15 protein-coding genes are annotated in these 17979 nt (G+C 74.1%); 8 read left to right on the top strand and 7 right to left on the bottom strand.

Features of this window, described 5'->3' with window-relative positions; translation table 11 throughout:
- The first annotated feature begins 54 nt into the window (after window positions 1–54).
- The 4 genes from R2E43_RS07600 to R2E43_RS07585 all read left to right on the top strand — a co-directional run bounded on the left by R2E43_RS07600 (window position 55) and on the right by R2E43_RS07585 (window position 4805).
- On the top strand, window positions 55–1383 hold the full coding sequence (locus tag R2E43_RS07600) for a radical SAM protein (RefSeq protein ID WP_011030686.1): 1329 nt from the start codon (window positions 55–57) through the stop codon (window positions 1381–1383).
- Window positions 1384–1629: 246 nt separating this feature from the next.
- Entirely contained in the window at window positions 1630–2730 is a 1101-nt protein-coding gene (gene rsgA, locus R2E43_RS07595) for a ribosome small subunit-dependent GTPase A (protein ID WP_003972773.1), read from the top strand.
- 21 nt (window positions 2731–2751) lie between these two features.
- Window positions 2752–4236 (top strand): DNA-3-methyladenine glycosylase 2 family protein, encoded by a 1485-nt coding sequence (locus R2E43_RS07590; protein WP_237530388.1) that lies wholly within the window; start codon window positions 2752–2754, stop codon window positions 4234–4236.
- The gene (locus tag R2E43_RS07585) at window positions 4233–4805 is read left to right on the top strand and encodes a methylated-DNA--[protein]-cysteine S-methyltransferase (protein WP_247703659.1); all 573 of its coding nucleotides are present in this window, start codon (window positions 4233–4235) and stop codon (window positions 4803–4805) included. The genes R2E43_RS07590 and R2E43_RS07585 overlap by 4 nt, the downstream gene beginning before the upstream one ends.
- Here the strand turns inward: R2E43_RS07585 and R2E43_RS07580 are convergent.
- Both R2E43_RS07580 and R2E43_RS07575 read right to left on the bottom strand, forming a co-directional pair.
- Window positions 4768–5250, bottom strand: a complete 483-nt coding sequence (locus R2E43_RS07580) for a DUF456 domain-containing protein (protein WP_003972771.1) — start codon at window positions 5248–5250, stop codon at window positions 4768–4770. The two genes, R2E43_RS07585 and R2E43_RS07580, sit on opposite strands and share 38 nt — an antisense overlap.
- 61 nt (window positions 5251–5311) lie before the next feature.
- Window positions 5312–6295, bottom strand: coding sequence for a helix-turn-helix transcriptional regulator (locus R2E43_RS07575; protein WP_332056042.1), 984 nt, complete (start codon window positions 6293–6295; stop codon window positions 5312–5314).
- Between the two features lie 289 nt (window positions 6296–6584).
- Here R2E43_RS07575 and R2E43_RS07570 point away from each other — a divergent pair, with 289 nt between their 5' ends.
- From R2E43_RS07570 to R2E43_RS07560, 3 genes are all read left to right on the top strand, one after another.
- A complete protein-coding gene (locus R2E43_RS07570) occupies window positions 6585–8381 on the top strand; it encodes a protein phosphatase 2C domain-containing protein (RefSeq protein WP_191850564.1) in 1797 nt (598 codons plus the stop codon).
- Window positions 8382–8409: 28 nt separating this feature from the next.
- Window positions 8410–10152, top strand: coding sequence for a pyruvate dehydrogenase (locus tag R2E43_RS07565; RefSeq protein ID WP_191850566.1), 1743 nt, complete (start codon window positions 8410–8412; stop codon window positions 10150–10152).
- 143 nt (window positions 10153–10295) lie between these two features.
- Window positions 10296–10697, top strand: coding sequence for an ATP-binding protein (locus tag R2E43_RS07560; RefSeq protein ID WP_078653092.1), 402 nt, complete (start codon window positions 10296–10298; stop codon window positions 10695–10697).
- A gap of 57 nt (window positions 10698–10754) precedes the next feature.
- Here R2E43_RS07560 and R2E43_RS07555 read toward each other — a convergent pair whose 3' ends face one another.
- Window positions 10755–11819 (bottom strand): DUF2637 domain-containing protein, encoded by a 1065-nt coding sequence (locus tag R2E43_RS07555; RefSeq protein ID WP_011030695.1) that lies wholly within the window; start codon window positions 11817–11819, stop codon window positions 10755–10757.
- 257 nt (window positions 11820–12076) lie between these two features.
- Window positions 12077–12922: a (2Fe-2S)-binding protein gene (locus R2E43_RS07550; RefSeq protein ID WP_030865218.1), complete on the bottom strand. Its 846-nt coding sequence runs from the start codon at window positions 12920–12922 to the stop codon at window positions 12077–12079.
- A 168-nt stretch (window positions 12923–13090) separates the two neighbouring features.
- Here R2E43_RS07550 and R2E43_RS07545 point away from each other — a divergent pair, with 168 nt between their 5' ends.
- The gene (locus R2E43_RS07545; protein WP_011030697.1) at window positions 13091–13912 is read left to right on the top strand and encodes a GntR family transcriptional regulator; all 822 of its coding nucleotides are present in this window, start codon (window positions 13091–13093) and stop codon (window positions 13910–13912) included.
- 317 nt (window positions 13913–14229) lie between these two features.
- Here R2E43_RS07545 and secD read toward each other — a convergent pair whose 3' ends face one another.
- The 3 genes from secD to R2E43_RS07530 all read right to left on the bottom strand — a co-directional run bounded on the left by secD (window position 14230) and on the right by R2E43_RS07530 (window position 17979).
- Window positions 14230–16623: a protein translocase subunit SecD gene (secD, locus tag R2E43_RS07540; protein WP_189283688.1), complete on the bottom strand. Its 2394-nt coding sequence runs from the start codon at window positions 16621–16623 to the stop codon at window positions 14230–14232.
- 79 nt (window positions 16624–16702) lie between these two features.
- Entirely contained in the window at window positions 16703–17092 is a 390-nt protein-coding gene (locus R2E43_RS07535; protein ID WP_011030699.1) for a hypothetical protein, read from the bottom strand.
- A gap of 104 nt (window positions 17093–17196) precedes the next feature.
- Window positions 17197–17979 (bottom strand): response regulator, encoded by a 783-nt coding sequence (locus R2E43_RS07530; protein WP_079028414.1) that lies wholly within the window; start codon window positions 17977–17979, stop codon window positions 17197–17199.

Here is a 17979-nt window from a genome sequence, read left to right as displayed (position 1 = left end):
CCCGCGGGGGCATACCGTGAGAAGTCGAACGCCGGACCCGGGAGGAGACACGGGATGGACAGCCGTACCGCGCTGGTCGAGGATCTGATGGAGCGGTTCCCGCACGTACCGCGCGAGGCCGTCTTCAAGGAGGACCTGCTGCGCGGCGGTGTCGCCTTCGACCCCTCCGCACTCAGTGATACCACCAACGAGGCAGCCGGCGAGGTCAAGCCGAAGTCGTACTTCATCTTCTCCTTCGACCACGGCACCCTGCCCGAGCTGGGCGAGGCCGCCCTGCGCCGCCCGCCCGAGGAGATCATCCTCACCGGCGGCCCCTACGACCTGCGCCGCACCGTCGTCTCGGTGCGCGTGAACCCGGCCTCGCCCTACCGGGTCGCCGCGAACGAGGACGGCGTCCTCGGCCTCTACCTCGACGGCAAGCGGATCGCCGACGTCGGCGTGCCGCCCATGCCCGAGTACTACCGGCACAAGCTCTCCAACGGGAAGTCGGTCATGGAGGTGGCCCCGACCATCCAGTGGGGCTACCTGATCTACCTGACCGCGTTCCGCGTCTGCCAGTACTTCGGCGCCAAGGAGGAGTGCCAGTACTGCGACATCAACCACAACTGGCGCCAGCACAAGGCGGCCGGGCGGCCGTACACCGGTGTGAAGGACGTCGACGAGGTCCTCGAAGCGCTGGAGATCATCGACAAGTACGACACCGCCAAGATCTCCACCGCGTACACGCTCACCGGCGGCGCGATCACGTCGAAGGTCCAGGGTCTGGACGAGGCCGACTTCTACGGCCGGTACGCCAAGGCCATCGAGGAGCACTTCCCCGGCCGCTGGATCGGCAAGGTCGTCGCCCAGGCCCTGCCCAAGCCGGACGTCCAGCGCTTCAAGGACTACGGCGTGCAGATCTACCACCCCAACTTCGAGGTGTGGGACGAGTACCTGTTCAAGATGTACTGCCCCGGCAAGGAGCGCTACGTCGGCCGCGACGAGTGGCACAAGCGCATCCTGGACTCCACCGAGGTCTTCGGCGCCCGCAACGTCATCCCCAACTTCGTCGCGGGCGTCGAGATGGCCGAGCCCTTCGGCTTCAAGACCGTCGACGAGGCCATCGAGTCCACCACCGAGGGCCTGCGCTTCTTCATGTCGCACGGCATCACGCCCCGCTTCACCACCTGGTGCCCCGAGCCCACCACCCCGCTCGGCAAGACCAACCCCGACGGCGCCCCGCTGGAGTACCACATCCGCCTGCTCCAGGCCTACCGCCAGACCATGGAGGACTACGGCCTCTCCTCGCCCCCCGGCTACGGCCCGCCCGGCGCAGGCAACGCGGTCTTCTCGGTCAGCTCCTTCATGGACAGCCTGCCGGAGGACGCGCCCGTGGAGGTGTGAGCGGACGGTTCCGGGGTTATTCGGTGGCGCGGCCTTCGGGCGCGCGACTAGGGTGACCGATGTCCGAGCGGCGGCCCAAGCGGCCGCCGACAGGGGTCTTTTCCGAGGAGGTGTCGACCAATGGCTGTCACTGTGACGGGCGCTGCCCGCATCCAGGAGTCCATCGAGTCCACCTCCGCGGCCACCGGCTGATCTCAGCCGCTCCCTGAGTTCTCGCACCGGGGCCGCACCCCGAAGGGTCACCCCTTGACTTCCACGTCTTCCCACTCCAACCACTCCGCCCTGTCCTCCTACGGCTGGGACGACTCCTGGGCCGACGCGTTCGCGCCGTACGCCGCTGAAGGGCTGCTGCCCGGCCGGGTCGTGCGGGTCGACCGCGGACAGTGCGACGTCGTCACCGCGGACGGCGTCCTGCGCGCCGACACCGCGTTCGTCACGCCGCACGACCCGCTGCGCGTCGTCTGCACCGGCGACTGGGTCGCCGTCGAACCGGGCGGCAACCCGCGCTACGTACGCACGTATCTGCCCCGCCGTACCGCCTTCGTGCGCTCCACCTCGTCCAAGCGGTCCGAGGGGCAGATCCTCGCGGCCAACGTCGACCACGCCGTCGTCGCCGTGTCCCTCGCGGTCGAGCTGGACCTCGCCCGGATCGAACGGTTCCTCGCCCTCGCCTGGGAATCCGGGGCACAGCCCCTGGTCGTCCTCACCAAGGCCGACCTCGTGCCCGACCCGGTGACCCTGGCGTACCTCGTCCAGGACGTGGAGACCGCCGCGCCCGGCGTGCCGGTGCTGCCGGTCAGCGCCGAGCAGGGCGAGGGGCTCGACGTGCTCGCCGCCGTCGTCTCCGGCGGTACCGCCGTGCTGCTCGGGCAGTCCGGCGCCGGCAAGTCCACCCTCGCCAACGCCCTGCTCGGCGAGGACGCCATGGACGTCCAGGCCATCCGCGACGTCGACGGCAAGGGCCGGCACACCACCACCACCCGCAACCTCCTCGCCCTGCCCGGCGGGGGCGTGCTGATCGACACCCCCGGACTGCGGGGCGTCGGGCTCTTCGACGCGGGCAACGGGGTGGACCAGGTGTTCGCCGAGATCGCGGAGCTGGCCGAGGAGTGCCGGTTCCACGACTGCGCCCACGAGAGCGAGCCGGGCTGTGCCGTTCTCGCCGCCATCGACAGCGGTGCACTGCCCGAGCGGCGGCTGGAGAGCTACCGCAAGCTGATGCGGGAGAACCAGCGCATCGTCGCCAAGACCGACGCCCGGGCGCGGGCCGAGATCCGCAAGGAGTACAAGCGCCGGGGCGCCATCGGCAAGGCGGCGATGGAGGCCAAGCGGGGTGGCCTGAGGTAGCCCGCCGGCCGCTCCAACGCGATGTCCGATTTCCGCCAGCCCGGTCCGCCGGTCTGGCGGAGACTGGACAGCGTGACACCACAGACAGTGCAGCCGGCAGAGCACGCGGACGCGCGCGAGGACGTCCGGTACGAGGCAGTGCGGAGCCGGGACGCCCGGTTCGACGGCGCGTTCTTCTTCGCCGTCGAGACGACCGGCATCTACTGCCGGCCCAGCTGCCCCGCCGTCACACCGAAGCGGCGCAACGTGCGGTTCTTCGCGACGGCCGCCGCCGCGCAGGGCTCGGGCTTCCGGGCCTGCCGGCGGTGCCGCCCCGACGCCGTGCCGGGCTCCGCCGACTGGAACGTCCGCGCCGACGTCGTCGGCCGGGCCATGCGGCTGATCGGCGACGGCGTGGTGGACCGCGAGGGCGTCGCCGGACTCGCCGGACGGCTCGGCTACAGCGCCCGCCAGGTGCAGCGCCAGCTCACCGCCGAGGTGGGCGCCGGACCCGTGGCCCTCGCCCGCGCCCAGCGGGCGCACACCGCGCGGGTCCTGCTGCAGACCACCGTCCTGCCGGTCACCGAGATCGCCTTCGCGTCCGGGTTCGCCAGCGTGCGGCAGTTCAACGACACGATCCGGGCCGTGTACGCGGCCACCCCGAGCGAGCTGCGCGCCGCCGCCCCGGCCCGCGACCGGGCCGCCCGGCGCACGGCCACCCCCTCCGCCGGCGTCCCGCTGCGCCTGGCCCACCGCGGCCCCTACCAGGCCGGCCCCGTCTTCGACCTGCTCCAGCGGGAGGCCGTCACCGGCGTCGAGGAGGTGAGCGGCGAGACCGGCCGCCGCCTCTACCGGCGCACCCTGCGCCTGCCGTACGGCACCGGGATCGTCGCCGTCCAGGAACGGCCGGGCCGGGCGGGCACCGGCAGCGGGGGCTGGCTGGAGGCCCGCCTCCACCTCACCGACCTGCGCGACCTGACCACCTCCGTACAGCGGCTGCGGCGACTGTTCGACCTCGACGCCGACCCGTACGCCGTCGACGAGCGGCTCGGCGCCGACCCCCGGCTCGCCCCCCTGGTCGCCGCCCGCCCCGGGCTGCGCTCACCGGGCACCGCCGACCCCGCGGAACTGGCGGTGCGCGCCCTGGTGGGGCGCACCGAGGCCGAGCGGCTCGTCCAGCGGTACGGCAAGGCGCTCGACGCGCCCTGCGGCACCCTCACCCACCTCTTCCCCGAACCGGACGTCCTCGCCGGGGCCGCGCCGCACGGCACCCCGGGCGCGCTCGCCGCCGCCCTCGCCGACGGCGCCGTACGCCTGGACCCCGGCGCCGACCGGGACGACGCCGAGCGCGCGCTGCTCGCCGTGCCCGGCCTGGACGCCCGTACCGTCGCCGTCGTGCGCACCCGCGCCCTCGGCGACCCGGACGTCGCCCCGCCCGGCGCCGCCGTCCCCGACACCTGGCGCCCCTGGCGCTCGTACGCACTGAACCACCTGCGCGCAGCAGGAGAGTGGGAGAACGACCGATGACCACGACCACGCCGACGACCACGCCCACGCCTACGCCCACGAGCATCCCCGCCGAGACGTACTGGCACGAGGTCGACAGCCCCGTCGGGCCGCTGCTCCTCACCGCCGGCTCCGACGGCGCGCTCACCTCCCTGTCCGTGCCCGGGCAGAAGGGCGGCCGGAGCGTCCGGGACGGGTGGCGGCACGACGCCGGGCCCTTCCGGGCGGCCGAGGAACAGCTCGGCGCCTACTTCGCCGGGGAGCTGACGGAGTTCTCGCTGCCGCTGCGCGCGCAGGGCACCGCCTTCCGGGAGCGCGTGTGGGCGGCACTGGACGACGTGCCCTACGGCGCGACCACGACGTACGGCGAGATCGCCGCGCGCATCGGGGCGTCGCGGCCCGCGGTACGCGCCGTCGGGGGTGCGATCGGCGCGAATCCGCTGCTGATCCTGCGCCCCTGCCACCGGGTGATCGGCGCCGACGGCTCCCTGACCGGGTACGCGGGCGGGCTGGAACGCAAGACGCGGCTGCTGTCGCTGGAGGGCGCCCCGCTCAGCCGGCCAGTACCGCTCCCAGCCACGCCCCGGTGATCAGCAGGCAGGCGAACAGCTCGGTCAGCAGGTCGGCGCCGCCCTGGCGCATCGCCGTCCGCAGCGACGCCATCGCCTCGCCGTGCCGCCCCAGCCGCAGCCGCTCGGCGAGGTAGATGCCGCCCATGAAGCCGGGGATCGCGCCGAGCACGGGGACCAGGACGAAGCCGAGGACGGCGCCCGCGCCCGCGTACGCCGTCAGCCGGCGCATGGCCTCGTCCCGGCGTTTCCTGCGGGTCGGCAGCGCCCAGCGCACCGCCCGGGACAGCAGCAGCACGACGGTGGAACCGACCAGGACCGCCCACGCGAGCGGCCGCGGGTCCTTCAGCGCCCACCACAGCACCCCGGCCCACACCAGCCACGATCCCGGCACGCCGGGCAGCAGGACGCCGCACAGCCCGAGCAGAATGACCAGGCCGGCCAGCAGGAGGTCCCACGCTCCCATCTGTCCAGGGTGCAGGAGTCCGGCCAGGTCCGCAGAAGTCCGGCCCGGCGGGCGGGGCCCCTCAGTCCTTCCTGGCCACCCAGTCCCGCTCGTAGGCGTGCCAGCCCAGCTGGAGCCGGGTGGTGACCCCGGTCAGCTCCATCAGGCGTTTCACCCGTCGCTGCACGGTCCTGAGGCCCAGGTCGAGCTGCTTGGCCACGCTCGCGTCGGTCAGCCCGGCGAGCAGCAGGGAGAGGATCTCCAGATCGGTGCCGTCGGGGCCGTCCGGGGCCTGCTCGGTCACGCCGGAGGCACCCAGACGCAGCGGGAGGGCGTCCCGCCACACGGCCTCGAACAGGCCACACAGCAGTTCGAGCAGACCGCTGGCGTGCACCACCAGCGCGGCGGGTTCCGAGGAGCGCGCGGTGAGCGGGACGAGGGCGAGGGAGCGGTCGGCCACGATCAGCTTGGTCGGCACCCGGTCCACGACCCGGACCTGCTCGTCGCGGCCCAGCGCGGCGGTCAGCTCGGTGATGCCGGTCGGCAGGTCGAGGACCGACCGCTTGACGACCACCCGGTAGCGGACACCGCGCCCGGTGGCCTGCTCCTCCGCGTCGTTCTCCATGCCGGTCACGGCCACCGGCTTGTCGGTGACCAGCGCGCACACCTCCTCGCTCGCGCCGAGCTGGAGCTGGAGGAAGCGCTGGGCGACGGCCCCGGCGCCGGTCACCACCTCCACCAGGTCGTGCACCGCGGGCTCGGCCGCCGCCGCCCGGTACTCCTCCGCCAGCAGCGCCGCCGCCAGCTCCGCCCGCTCCAGCTCGTGCCGCTGCTGGGTGAGCAGGGCGCCCAGCGCGACGCCCGGCGGGGCCGCGACCCAGCGTCCCGGGCGGGCCGAGGACTGGGCGGCGAGCCCGTTCTGCTCCAGCCGGCGCAGCGCGCGCTCGGTGTCCCGTTCGCCGAGCGCCAGCCGCCTGGCCAGATCCGGTACGTCGGCCGCGCCCACCGACACCAGCGCCCGGTACGCCGCCTCGTGCGTGTCCTCCAGCCCCAGCACTCCCAGCATCAGGTGTCGCCCCTCCCCAGAACCATGCCCACCTCCACCTGCGCGGACGTCCGTGGCGGGAAACGGCCACGGCGCAAACCCGCCTCGGGACATCATCGCCGTACCGCCGGTCACTCTGCCAAGGTGGCGTCGCCGGGTGGTCCTCCCGTGGGGGGTGGGGCCGCCCGGCCACCCCACCTCGGAGAACTGTTCGACGCGTCCCCCGACACGCCGCCCGGCGCAGGCCGGTCCGCCCCGAATTTGCCGATGCCCCGTTTCCATCCGGCCCCATCGGTGGACAATCAGGAGCATGAGTCAGCAGGGGGGAAGGCCCACCGGTCCCGCCGGTCCCACCGGACCTGAGGACGACTGGTGGGGGCAGCTGTACGACGACTCCACCGACGACACCGGCCCCACGGCCGCACCCGATTCCCTGGACGACCGCTTCGCCTCGGCGTCGGACACACTGGCCCGCGGACCGGCGGCCCCCGGCCCCGGCGAGCCCACGCCCCCGGGGCCGCCACCGTCCCCCACCGCGCCCGAACCGGGACGGCCCTGGTGGCCCAGGACCCCGCCCGCCGCCGTCCCCGGCCCCCGCACCGGGGACGACGCCCCACCGCTCCACGCGGACCTGCCGGGACCGGACGACGGCGACCCGAGGCACGACGCCCCACCGCCGCCCGCCGGGGGGACCGGCTCGGGGGGACGCGGGCCGTACCGGTCTCCGGGCTCCCCGGAGGCGGGTGACGGCGGGCCCGGCGAGGGTGGGCCCCCGCGGGCTGCCGGGCCGTCCCGGCCCACGGCTCCCTGGGAGCCTCCGCCCGCGACCCCCGCCGGCCCGAGGAGCTTTCCGGCCGTGAGCGCCGACCCCGGCGACACGGGCGCGTCGGACGCGCCGCGGCCCGCGCCCGCCGGAACTCCGCCGCCGGGTGAAGCGTCAGGTCCCGTGTCGTCGCCGGCGTCCGGTGCCGGGCGGCCTGCCGCGCCGAGGCGGCCGGATCCGCGTGGGCCGACCACGTCCGGGTCCGGGGCCGCCGACCTCAGAGAGCCGCCCGAGGCGGTCCCTCCGCCCCGGACCCTGCCCGACCTGCCGCCGCTTCCGCCGCGCTTCCTCCCCTCGACGGAGGCCGACCGCGACTACGTCGGCAGCGGGCCGCCCACCTACGACGCCGAGCCCACCGCGCTGCCGCCCGCCGATCCCGACGGCCTCGACGGCCTGGTGCCGGACACCGTCCTGGAGGGCGCCCGGTACGGGACGTGCACGCTGCGGGCCGTCTCCGTGCGCGGGGACTCCGCGCGCTACCGGGGCGAGCCGCGTCGCGACGCGCTGCTCGTCGCCCGGTTCGGCGCCGGTGAGCAGGCGCTGGTCCTGGTGGCGATGGCGACCGGCGCCCGTGCCACCGCCGGGGCGCACCGGGCGGCGGCCGAGGTGTGCCGGTGGATCGGACGGGCCGTGGGCCGCAGCCACGCCCGGCTCGCCGAGGATCTGCGGGCCGCCCGGCGCGGCGACCTGAAGTCCGGCCTGCACCGCCTCACCGACCGCAGCCTCGGCCGGCTCCGGGCCGGTGCCGCCGAACAGGGCCTGGCCCCCGACGAGTACGCGGCCACCCTGCGCTGCCTGCTGCTGCCCGCCGACCCCGGGTGCCGCACGCGGGTGTTCTTCGGCGTCGGCGCGGGCGGACTGCTCAGACTGCGCGACGGCGCCTGGCAGGACATGGAGCCGGACGCCGGTGACGTCACCGGAGAGCCCGTCCTCGGCTTCGGCTCCGCACCCCGCGACGCACCGAGCGAGACGCCCGAGGACGACCGGCTGACCATGGACCTCGGCATCACCACATCCCCGGGCCCGTACGAGGGGCCGCCCGCCGGGCCGCCCCGCGAGCCCTTCCGGTTCCGGGCCTCCGTAGCCCGCCCGGGTGATGTGCTCCTGATGTGCACCGCGGGCCTCGCCGAGCCACTGCTGAGCGAGCCCGGACTGGGCGAACTCCTCGCCCGGCGATGGGCCGCCCGCCCGGCGCCCGGACCGGGGGAGTTCCTCGCCGACAGCGGCGTGCGGGTCAAGGGATACGCGGACGACCGTACCGCCGCCGCCGTTTGGGAGGCGTGAGACCGCGCGCTGTGGCATAGCTGGACCCATGGCCAAACAGAACGTCGCGGAACAGTTCGTCGACATCCTCACCCGCGTCGGGGTCGAGCGCCTCTACGGAGTCGTCGGGGACAGCCTCAACCCCGTCGTGGACGCCGTGCGCCGCCACTCCGGCATCGAATGGGTGCACGTACGGCACGAGGAGACCGCCGCCTTCGCCGCCGGGGCGGAGGCGCAGATCACCGGGAAGCTCACCGCGTGCGCCGGCTCCTGCGGCCCCGGCAACCTCCACCTCATCAACGGGCTCTACGACGCCCACCGCTCGATGGCCCCCGTCCTCGCCCTGGCCTCCCAGATCCCGTCCAGCGAGATCGGGCTCGGCTTCTTCCAGGAGACCCACCCCGACCAGCTGTTCCGCGAGTGCAGCCACTACAGCGAGCTGATCTCCAGCCCGAAGCAGATGCCCCGGCTGCTCCAGACCGCCATCCAGCACGCCGTCGGCCAGGGCGGCGTCAGCGTCGTCTCGCTGCCCGGCGACATCGCGGACGAGCCCGCCCCGCAGGGGGCCGCCGAGACGGCCCTCGTCACCTCCCGGCCCACCGTCCGGCCCGGCGACGAGGAGATCGACCGGCTGGTCCGGATGATCGACGACGCCGACAAGGTCACCCTGTTCTGCGGCAGCGGCACCGCGGGCGCGCACGCCGAGGTCATGGAGTTCGCCGGGAAGCTCAAGGCACCGGTCGGGCACGCCCTGCGGGGCAAGGAGTTCATCCAGTACGACAACCCGTACGACGTCGGCATGAGCGGACTGCTCGGCTACGGCGCCGCCTACGAGGCCACCCACGAGTGCGACCTGCTGCTCCTGATCGGCACCGACTTCCCGTACAACGCCTTCCTCCCGGACGACGTGAAGATCGCCCAGATCGACGTGCGGCCCGAGCACCTGGGACGGCGCTCCAAGCTGGACCTCGCGGTGTGGGGCGACGCGCGGGAGACGCTGCGCTGCCTGATCCCCCGGGTCAAGGAGAAGAAGAACCGCCGCTTCCTGGACCGGATGCTGAAGAAGCACGCCGACGCCCTGGAAGGCGTCGTCAAGGCGTACACCCGCAAGGTCGACAAGCACGTCCCGATCCACCCCGAGTACGTGGCCGCCCTGCTGGACGAGATGGCCGACGACGACGCGGTGTTCACCGTCGACACCGGGATGTGCAACGTCTGGGCGGCTCGTTACATCTCGCCCAACGGCCGCCGCCGCATCATCGGTTCCTTCTCCCACGGTTCGATGGCGAACGCGCTGCCGATGGCGATCGGCGCCCAGTTCACCGACCGGCGCCGACAGGTCGTGTCGATGTCCGGCGACGGCGGGTTCACCATGCTGATGGGCGACTTCCTCACCCTCGTCCAGCACGACCTGCCGGTGAAGATTGTGCTCTTCAACAACTCCTCGCTCGGCATGGTCGAGTTGGAGATGCTCGTCGCGGGCCTGCCCTCGCACGGGGTGGCCAACAAGAACCCGGACTTCGCCGCCGTCGCCGAGGCCTGCGGCGCCTTCGGCGTCCGGGTGGAGAAGCCCAAGGACCTGGCCGGGGCGCTGAAGGCGGCGTTCAAGCACAAGGGTCCCGCCCTCGTCGACGTGGTCACCGACCCCAACGCCCTGTCCATCCCGCCGAAGATCAGCGCCGACATGGTCACCGGCTTCGCCCTGTCCGCCTCGAAGATCGTCCTGGACGGCGGGGTCGGACGCATGCTCCAGATGGCCCGGTCGAACCTGCGCAACGTCCCCCGCCCGTGACCGTACGGACAGCCGGTCCGAAACCGGATGACTGGCGAGGGCTCGAACGGGCAAGGCTTTCCCCGTGAAGTTGTTCGACCGGAGCGGGACGGACGGGGGGAGACGACATCAGCGCGCCGACGGGGGACATGAAGGAGCAGGCGGTGCCACAGCTCAGGCGGCGGCTCGGCCGGGCGGACCTGCGGGCGGTGCCCGAGGCCCGGCGGGCGCTGCGTGAGCTGCTGCGGCACTGGGGCGGGCCCGGCCAGTCGGAGGTCGCGGAGCTGCTCGCCAGCGAACTGGTCACCAACGCGCTCGTGCACACCGACGAGGGCGCGGTCCTGACCGCGACGGTCGGCCCGCGCGCCCTGCGGGTCGAGGTACGGGACTTCGTGGGCCGGGGCCGGCAGCCCCGGCCGCGCGCACCGCAGCGGGAGGAGAGCACCAACGGCAGAGGGCTGGTCCTGGTCGAGTCGCTCGCCGACGACTGGGGCGTACAGCCCTGCGAGGTGGGCAAGTCGGTCTGGTTCGAACTGGGCGCGGGAGCGGAAGCGGAAGCGGCCTGAGGCGCCGGGAAGACCGGCGCCTCAGGCCATCGGTATCGGATACGGGGCGCGTCCGGCTCAGCCGAACTGCTGCTCCAGGTCCTTGAGCTTGCGCTCCAGGGAGTCCAGGCGGGGCAGGGCCTGGGTGTCGTCCTCCGCGGTGAGGTCGACGGTCCCCACGGACATCTGCTCAGACCCGCTCCGCACGGGCTGCAGGGAGGGCCGCCGGCTCGCCGCGGGCAGTTGCTCCGGGGTCGATATGGCAGGCTCCGCGGCGGCGCGTTCCGAGCCTCGCTCGACCTGCTGCACCTCGACCTCGACCTGACGGCCGCCGCGCCCGGGGAAGCCGCGGTGGCCGTGGCCCCGGCTGATCGCCTTGAGCTGCGCCCGCTCCAGCCGCTCCTGCTCGCGCCGCCGGAGCTTCTTCTCCTCCTTCTGGCGCCGGTCGTCGCGCACCTCCTCGACCGCCTCGTCCAGGCTGCGCACGCCCTCCAGGAGCATCAGCGACCAGGCGCGGTACGTCTCGCGGGGCGCGCGCAGCCAGCGGACCATGCGGATCTGCGGCAGCGGACGCGGCACCAGACCCTGCTCGCGCAGGGCGGCCCGGCGGGTCTGCTTCAGGGCCCGGTCGAACAGCACCGCCGCCGACAGGGACATGCCCGCGAAGAAGTGCGGGGCACCCGCGTGCCCCAGGCCGCGCGGCGCGTGCACCCAGTTGAACCAGGCCGCGGCGAAGGCGAAGGCCCACACGAGTATCCGCGAGCCGAGCGCCGCGTCACCGTGGCTGGCCTCGCGCACCGCGAGGACGGAGCAGAACATCGCCGCCCCGTCGAGCCCGAACGGGACCAGGTACTGCCAGCCGTCGCTCAGGCCGAGGTTCTGCTCGCCGAAGCCGACCAGACCGTGGAAGGAGAGCGCCGCGGCGACCGCGGCACAGCAGAAGAGCAGGACGTAGGAGAAGGTGCCGTAGAGGGCCTCCTTGCGCCGGCGGCGCTCCTCCATGCGCTCCCACGAGTCGTCCGCGCCCGCGTCCTTCCCCGAGGAACGCTTGCCGCGCGCGAGCACCGCCACCGCCGCCAGCATGCCCAGGAGCAGCACGGCGCCCGGAAGCAGCCAGTTCAGCGATATGTCGGTCAATCTCATCTGGGGTCCCTTGCAGTGGGATAGGGCGTAACGCCCGCCATGGTGGCCCAAACCCAGCGGCCCTCAGGGGGTTTCGGGGCAAGAGGCCGCCAAGGGAGTGCAGAGGGGGTGCCCAGGGCGGCGTTCTGCTCGAACTGCCGCGTGAGGGGCGGGAGTTGAGTTCGATTAAGACTACCCGTACGGGTGGTTCCACGGAAAGTTCCCGCGACGTGTGGGGGAGTTGTGGAACAACGCGGACGATCTTAGCCGACGGTCCGTCAGCCCGCCGCGGCGAGCAGCTTGTCCACGCGGTCGGCGTCGCAGGTCCGTGGGCAGGTGGCGCAGGTGTCCTCGGGGCGCAGGGTGTAGAACATGCAGCAGCTCGCCCGGTCCCGGGTGTGCAGCGGGGCGCCGTCCGGCCCCTTCAGTTCACGGAAGGCCGCCTTCCCGACGTACGGCCTGGTGGCGCCCGGCAGCAGCAGCTCCAGCTCGTGCCGCGCCCGCTCCTGCTCGCCGAGCAGGTGGGCGACGTACCACAGGCCCTCGACGACCTCGTCGGTCGCCATCCCCCACAGGGCACGTCCGCGCCGCCGCATCCGGGGGCCGAATCCGGCCAGCACCGGCTCCAGGTGCTCGGCGACCGCGGCCCGCACCTCGGCGCGCAGCGCCTCCTCGTCGGCGACCACCCGGGCGCCGGGCAGCGCGGCGGCGGGGTCGCCGGGGAGGCAGGCGAAGGACGCGGCACGCACCGCCATCCGGCCGAGGGGGAGCCCGGCGGCCGTGCGGTCGTAGGACACGTGGGCCGCGGGGTGGCGGGGCACCCGGCGGTGCAGGAACCACGGCACGGTGATCAGCAGGCAGGCGGGCCACGCGTACCGGTGCAGGCCGAAGCTCGCGATCACGTCCGGCCGGGCCCGCTGTCCGTAGTCCCGCAGCACCTGGGCCTCGTCCCAGGCGAGGAAGGCCGCCAGCTCCGTCCCGCCCGCGGCGAGGGAGGCGGCCGTGACCCAGCCGCCGCCGCTCGGGGCCTCGTCGGCCGCGGCCAGTTCGGTCACGCCCAGCCCGGGGAGGACCTCGGACAGGCGCGTGTAGGCGTCCGTGAGGGCCGTACGGGCGACAGGCATGCGGGACCACCGATCCACGTCGGAACAACGGGCTGCTTAAAGGTAAGCCTTACCTTACCCAATATGTTCGGGATTTGAACTGACGGCCCCTGCGCTTATGGTGCTTGACGGACAGGTGACAACCCGCCGTAATGACCCCAAGTACCGACACGTCCCACAGGAGGACCCGTGAAGCACAGCGCGCAGGGCGCCGCAAGAACGGGTGTGGGTACGGGTACGGGGGCGGCGGCCGAAGCGGTGCGGATCCCGGTGCAGCCGGGAGCGGCGGACAGGGCACGGGGCCGGGCCCCCGGCGGTGCGGAGCCGGACGGCCCGGCACGCGGCGAGCACACCCACGGCGAACCGCCGGTGCCCCGCCCGCGGGCCCTGGTCCAGCGTTCCTCCGTGCGCGGACAGATCCTCGACGCCCTGCGCTCCGCGCTGGTCACCGGTGAACTGCGGCCCGGCGAGGTCTACTCGGCACCGGTGCTCGGCGAGCGGTTCGGCGTCTCGGCCACCCCCGTGCGGGAGGCCATGCAGCAGCTCGCCCTGGAGGGCGCCGTCGAGGTCGTCCCCAACCGGGGCTTCCGCGTCCTCGAACGCGGTGACCGCGAGCTGGCCGAACTGGCCGAGGTCCGGGCCCTGATCGAGGTCCCGGTGTGGCTCCGGCTGGCCCGCACGGTGCCCGCGGAGCACTGGGCGGAGCTGCGCCCGCTCGCCGAGGGCACCGTCCGGGCCGCGTCCTCCGGCTGCCCGGCCACCTACGCCGAGGCCGACCGCGCCTTCCACCGCGCCGCGCTCGCGCTGGCCGGCAACGAACAGCTCGTCCGGATCGCCGGTGACGTGCACCGCCGCGCCCAGTGGCCGCCGGCCGGCTCGCCCTCCGTGCGCGGCCGGGCCGACCTGGTCGCCGACGCGCACCAGCACACCGCGCTGCTGGACGCGCTGATCGCCGGCGACTTGGACGTGGTGCGGGCCCTGGTCGGGGACCACTTCACAGTCACGTCGTGAGCCGGAGGCCCGGCAGGGCGCCCTTCACCCGGGCGCCCGGACGGGGCCCCCGGACCGGACGTGCCCCGGGTGGGACGTGCCCCGGGCCGGTCGTCCGCCGGGCTTCGCCCGGGTCGGTGTCCCCGGGCCGGGCTCCCGGGGCGGCGTTCCCGCGCCGGGCGCTCGGACCGGATGTGCCCTGGGCGGGGCGTGCCTCGGGCCGGTCGGCCGCCGGGCTTCGCCCGGGCCGGGCGCTCGGACGGGGCGGGCCACGGACCGCGCGCCCTGGGCCCGGGCGCCCTTGAGCGAAGGGGCCCGGACCTTCCTGCCCGCCCCTGCTAGCGGACCTCCTGCCGTTCCGTGCGGCTCGTGGGGACCTGCTTCCCCGGCTTCCCGGACTTCCCCGTGGCGCGGGTCCGGCCGCCCCTGCGGCGCCCGGGGCGGGAACCGGTGTCGCGGTTGTGCAGCTCGATGGCCAGGGGAGAGGCGGTGAAGACCGACGAGTACGTGCCGACCCCCACGCCGATCAGCAGCGCGAGCGCGAAGTCGGTGAGCGAGTCGTCGGCCAGGATCGCCAGCGAGGCCAGGATGAGCACCGCGCCCATGCCGGTGTTGACCGTGCGCGGCAGGGTCTGCAGGATCGCGTCGTTGGTGAGCCGGTCGAACGGTGCCTTCCGCTCCTTGCCCAGCAGTTCCCGGATGCGGTCGAAGAGCACCACCGAGTCGTTCACCGAGTAGCCGATCACGGTCAGCAGCGCCGCCAGGAACACCCCGTCGATCGGCTTGCCCAGCCAGGCGAACACACCGACCAGAATGACCACGTCGTGGGCGAGCGCGCCGACCGCCGCCGTGCCGAACAGCAGGCGGAACCGGACCGCCAGGTACGCCAGCTGCGCGGCCAGCGCCAGGCCGAGGGCGATCAGGGCGTCCCGGCGCAGCTCCTCGCCGAGGCTCGGGCCGATCAGCTCGTCGCGGACCTTCTCCGTCTCGCCGCCCAGTTCGGCGACGGCCTTCGTGACGGTCGCCGCCTCGGTGTCGGTCAGCTCCTCCGTGCGCACCGTGAGGTCGCCGTCGCCGGAGGACTGGACGACGGCGCGCGGGAAGCCCGCGTCGGCCAGGGCGTCCCGCGCCCGGTCGGGATCGACCTGGGTGGCGGTGGAGTACTCGATGAGCCGCCCGCCGGTGAACTCGATGCCGAAGTTCAGGCCCCGCACCAGGATGCCGGAGCCCGCCACCACAAGGACGATCAGCGAGGCCGCCAGCCAGCGGCGCGGCCGGCGCATCAGGAACGGGTCGCGGCGCAGCAGGGCGTCACGGACCGGGCCGGTCGAGGAGATGCCGGTGATACGGGGGCGGCGGAAGACCGCCGGGCGGCTCGCGGCGAACTCGGCGAGCACCCGGGTGATCACCAGGGCGCTGACCATCGAGGCCAGCACACCGATGCCGAGGGTGACGCCGAAGCCCTTGACCGGGCCGGAGGCCAGGAAGAACAGCAGGGCGGCGGCGATCAGCGTGGTGATGTTGGAGTCGGCGATCGCGCTGAAGGCGCTGCGGAAACCGGCGGTCAGCGCGGAGCGCGTACTGGGACGGGTCCGGGCCGCCTGTTCCTCGCGGGCCCGCTCGAAGACCAGGACGTTGGCGTCCACCGCCATGCCGATCGCCAGCACGAAGCCCGCCAGGCCCGGCAGGGTCAGGGTCGCGCCGACCGCGGCCAGGGCGGCGTAGGAGATCAGGCCGTAGCAGAGCAGGGCCACGGTCGCGAGGGCGCCCATCAGCCGGTAGACGACGATGATGAACAGCGCGGTCAGCGCGGTGCCGATGACGGCGGCCCAGGCGCCGGCGTCGATGGCCTCGTCGCCCAGGGTGGCGCCGATGGTGCGCTGCTCGATGGTCTCGACCGGCACCGGCAGGGCGCCGCCCTTGATGAGCAGGGCCAGTTCGCGCGCCTCGGCGTCGTCGAAGGAGCCGGTGATCTGCGTGGAGCCGCCGGTGATGCCCGCCCCGCAGGACACGGAGGGGTCGACCTGCGGCGAGGAGATGATCTTGTCGTCGAGCACGATGGCGACCCGGCGCGTGGGGTCACCGGCCGGGTTGCAGGCCGCCTCGCCGGTCACCTGCGCCCAGCGGTCGCTGCCGGAGTCCTTGAAGTCGACGGTGACGGTCCAGCCGGCGCCGTTCTGCTGGTCGAAGCGGGCGTCGGCGCCCTTGACGTCCTGACCGGTCAGCGTGGCGGCCTTCAGCCGCAGGGACTGCCCGGACTCGTCCGGCAGCACCCGCTCGCCGTCCTCGGCGGTCTCGGTCCTGCCCTCGGTCGCGTCGGCGGGCTTCTCCGCCGCGCCGAGCACCGAGTGGACGGTGAGCTGCGCGGTGCGGCCGAGCACGTCGGCGGCCTTCTTCGGGTCCTGTACGCCCGGCAGCTCGACGACGACCCGGTTCTCGCCGGAGCGGACGATGGTCGGCTCGGCGACGCCGAGGGCGTCGATGCGGCCGCGCAGCACCTCCACGGTGCGGTCGGTGGCCTCCCGGTCGGCCTTGGTGGTCTCGGTCGACTTGGTCTCCAGGACGATCTGGGTGCCGCCGCGCAGGTCGAGCCCCAGACGGACCGGCATGGTCAGGGCGATGGCCACGGCCCCGGCCATCACGGCCAGCGCGACGAGGGCGCGGACGTTCAGGGAACGGGACCGCGTACGGGAACGGGAGCGGGAGCGGGAAGGGGGACGGGAGCGTTTCAAGACGGGCCTCCGGCGGGCACGCCGCGGCGGCGGCCGAGCGCGGCCGCGGCGGAAGAAGATGCAGGGAAGGAGTGGTGTCTCAGGTGCCGGAGGAGACCGGTGGCGCCCGGCCGCTGTCGTGGCTCGCGCGGCCGGGGGAGACCGGCACCGGGCCGGGCGCGAACGACGTCCGTGCGTGGCCGCAGGGGGCGGCGCCGCCCCCGAGGTGGGCGGTGGTCGCCGGGTGCTGGTCCGGTGCCGTCGGACGCCCGGCCGGCTGGTCGTGCCGGGCTCGGGGCTGGGCGGCGCAGACCGGCGTGCAGCCGTCGTCGGCGTGGAGGTCGAGGGCCGGGTGCGGCACGGCCGTGGCGGCGGCCGCCGCGAGGGGACCGCTCGGACCGACGTGCGCGCCGGCCGCGGGCCAGGCCGGGACCAGGGGCAGCAGGACGGTCAGCAGGACGGTGAGCACGCTCGCGAGCCGTCGTCGCATGCACCGTCCCCTTTCCTGGTGGATGAGCGGGCCTGGCGGGTGGGGGAGCCCGGGGCTCCGGCCGGGGAGTGGGCGGCCAGAGCCACGGGCGGTTCGGGGGGCCGTCAGGGCTCGATGAGCCCGGCGCGGATGGCGTACCGGGTCAGCTCCAGGCGGTCGCGCAGGCCGAGCTTCTGCAGCAGGTTCGCCCGGTGCCGCTGGACGGTCTTGATGCTGATGAAGAGGATCTCGGCGATCTCCTTCGAGGAGTGGCCCTCGGCGACGAGCTTGAGGACCTCCTCCTCGCGCGGGGTGAGGATGTGGTCGGAGGTCTCCTCGCCGTGCCGCACCCGGTCGAGGTAGTTGCGGATGAGCGCGGTCACCGCGCCCGGGTACAGGAACGGCTCGTCGCGCATCGCGGCGCGGCAGGCGGCGACGAGGTCCCGGTCGGCGACCGACTTGAGCACGTATCCGCAGGCCCCCGACTTCAGCGCCTGGAACAGGTACTGCTCGTTGTCGTGCATCGTCAGCATCAGGATGCGCAGCCCCGGCTTCAGCGCGGCCAGTTCGCGGGCCGCCTGGAGGCCGGTGAGGCGCGGCATCGCGATGTCCAGGACGGCGAGGTCGGCCTCGTGGGCCCGCGCCATGTCGATGGCCTCCGCGCCGTCCCCGGCCTCGGCCACCACCTCCAGGTCCGGCTCCCGGTCGAGGATGAGGCGCACACCGCGGCGCACCAGCGCGTGGTCGTCGGCGAGCAGGATGCGGATCTTCGAGGGGGCGGACGCCGGGGGCGCGCCGTACGCGGACGTCGTGGACGCGGGCGTGGGCGTCGTGGGCGTCGTGGACGCGCCGGCGTGGCGGCCGCGCGCGGACGGCTCGGACGGCTCGGGCAGGGACGGGTCGGACAT

Source organism: Streptomyces violaceoruber (assembly GCF_033406955.1).
In the GTDB taxonomy this organism is placed as follows: Bacteria; Actinomycetota; Actinomycetes; order Streptomycetales; family Streptomycetaceae; genus Streptomyces; species Streptomyces violaceoruber.
Note: the sequence above shows the minus strand (reverse complement) of the source record. Positions and strands in the feature narration are given on the sequence as shown.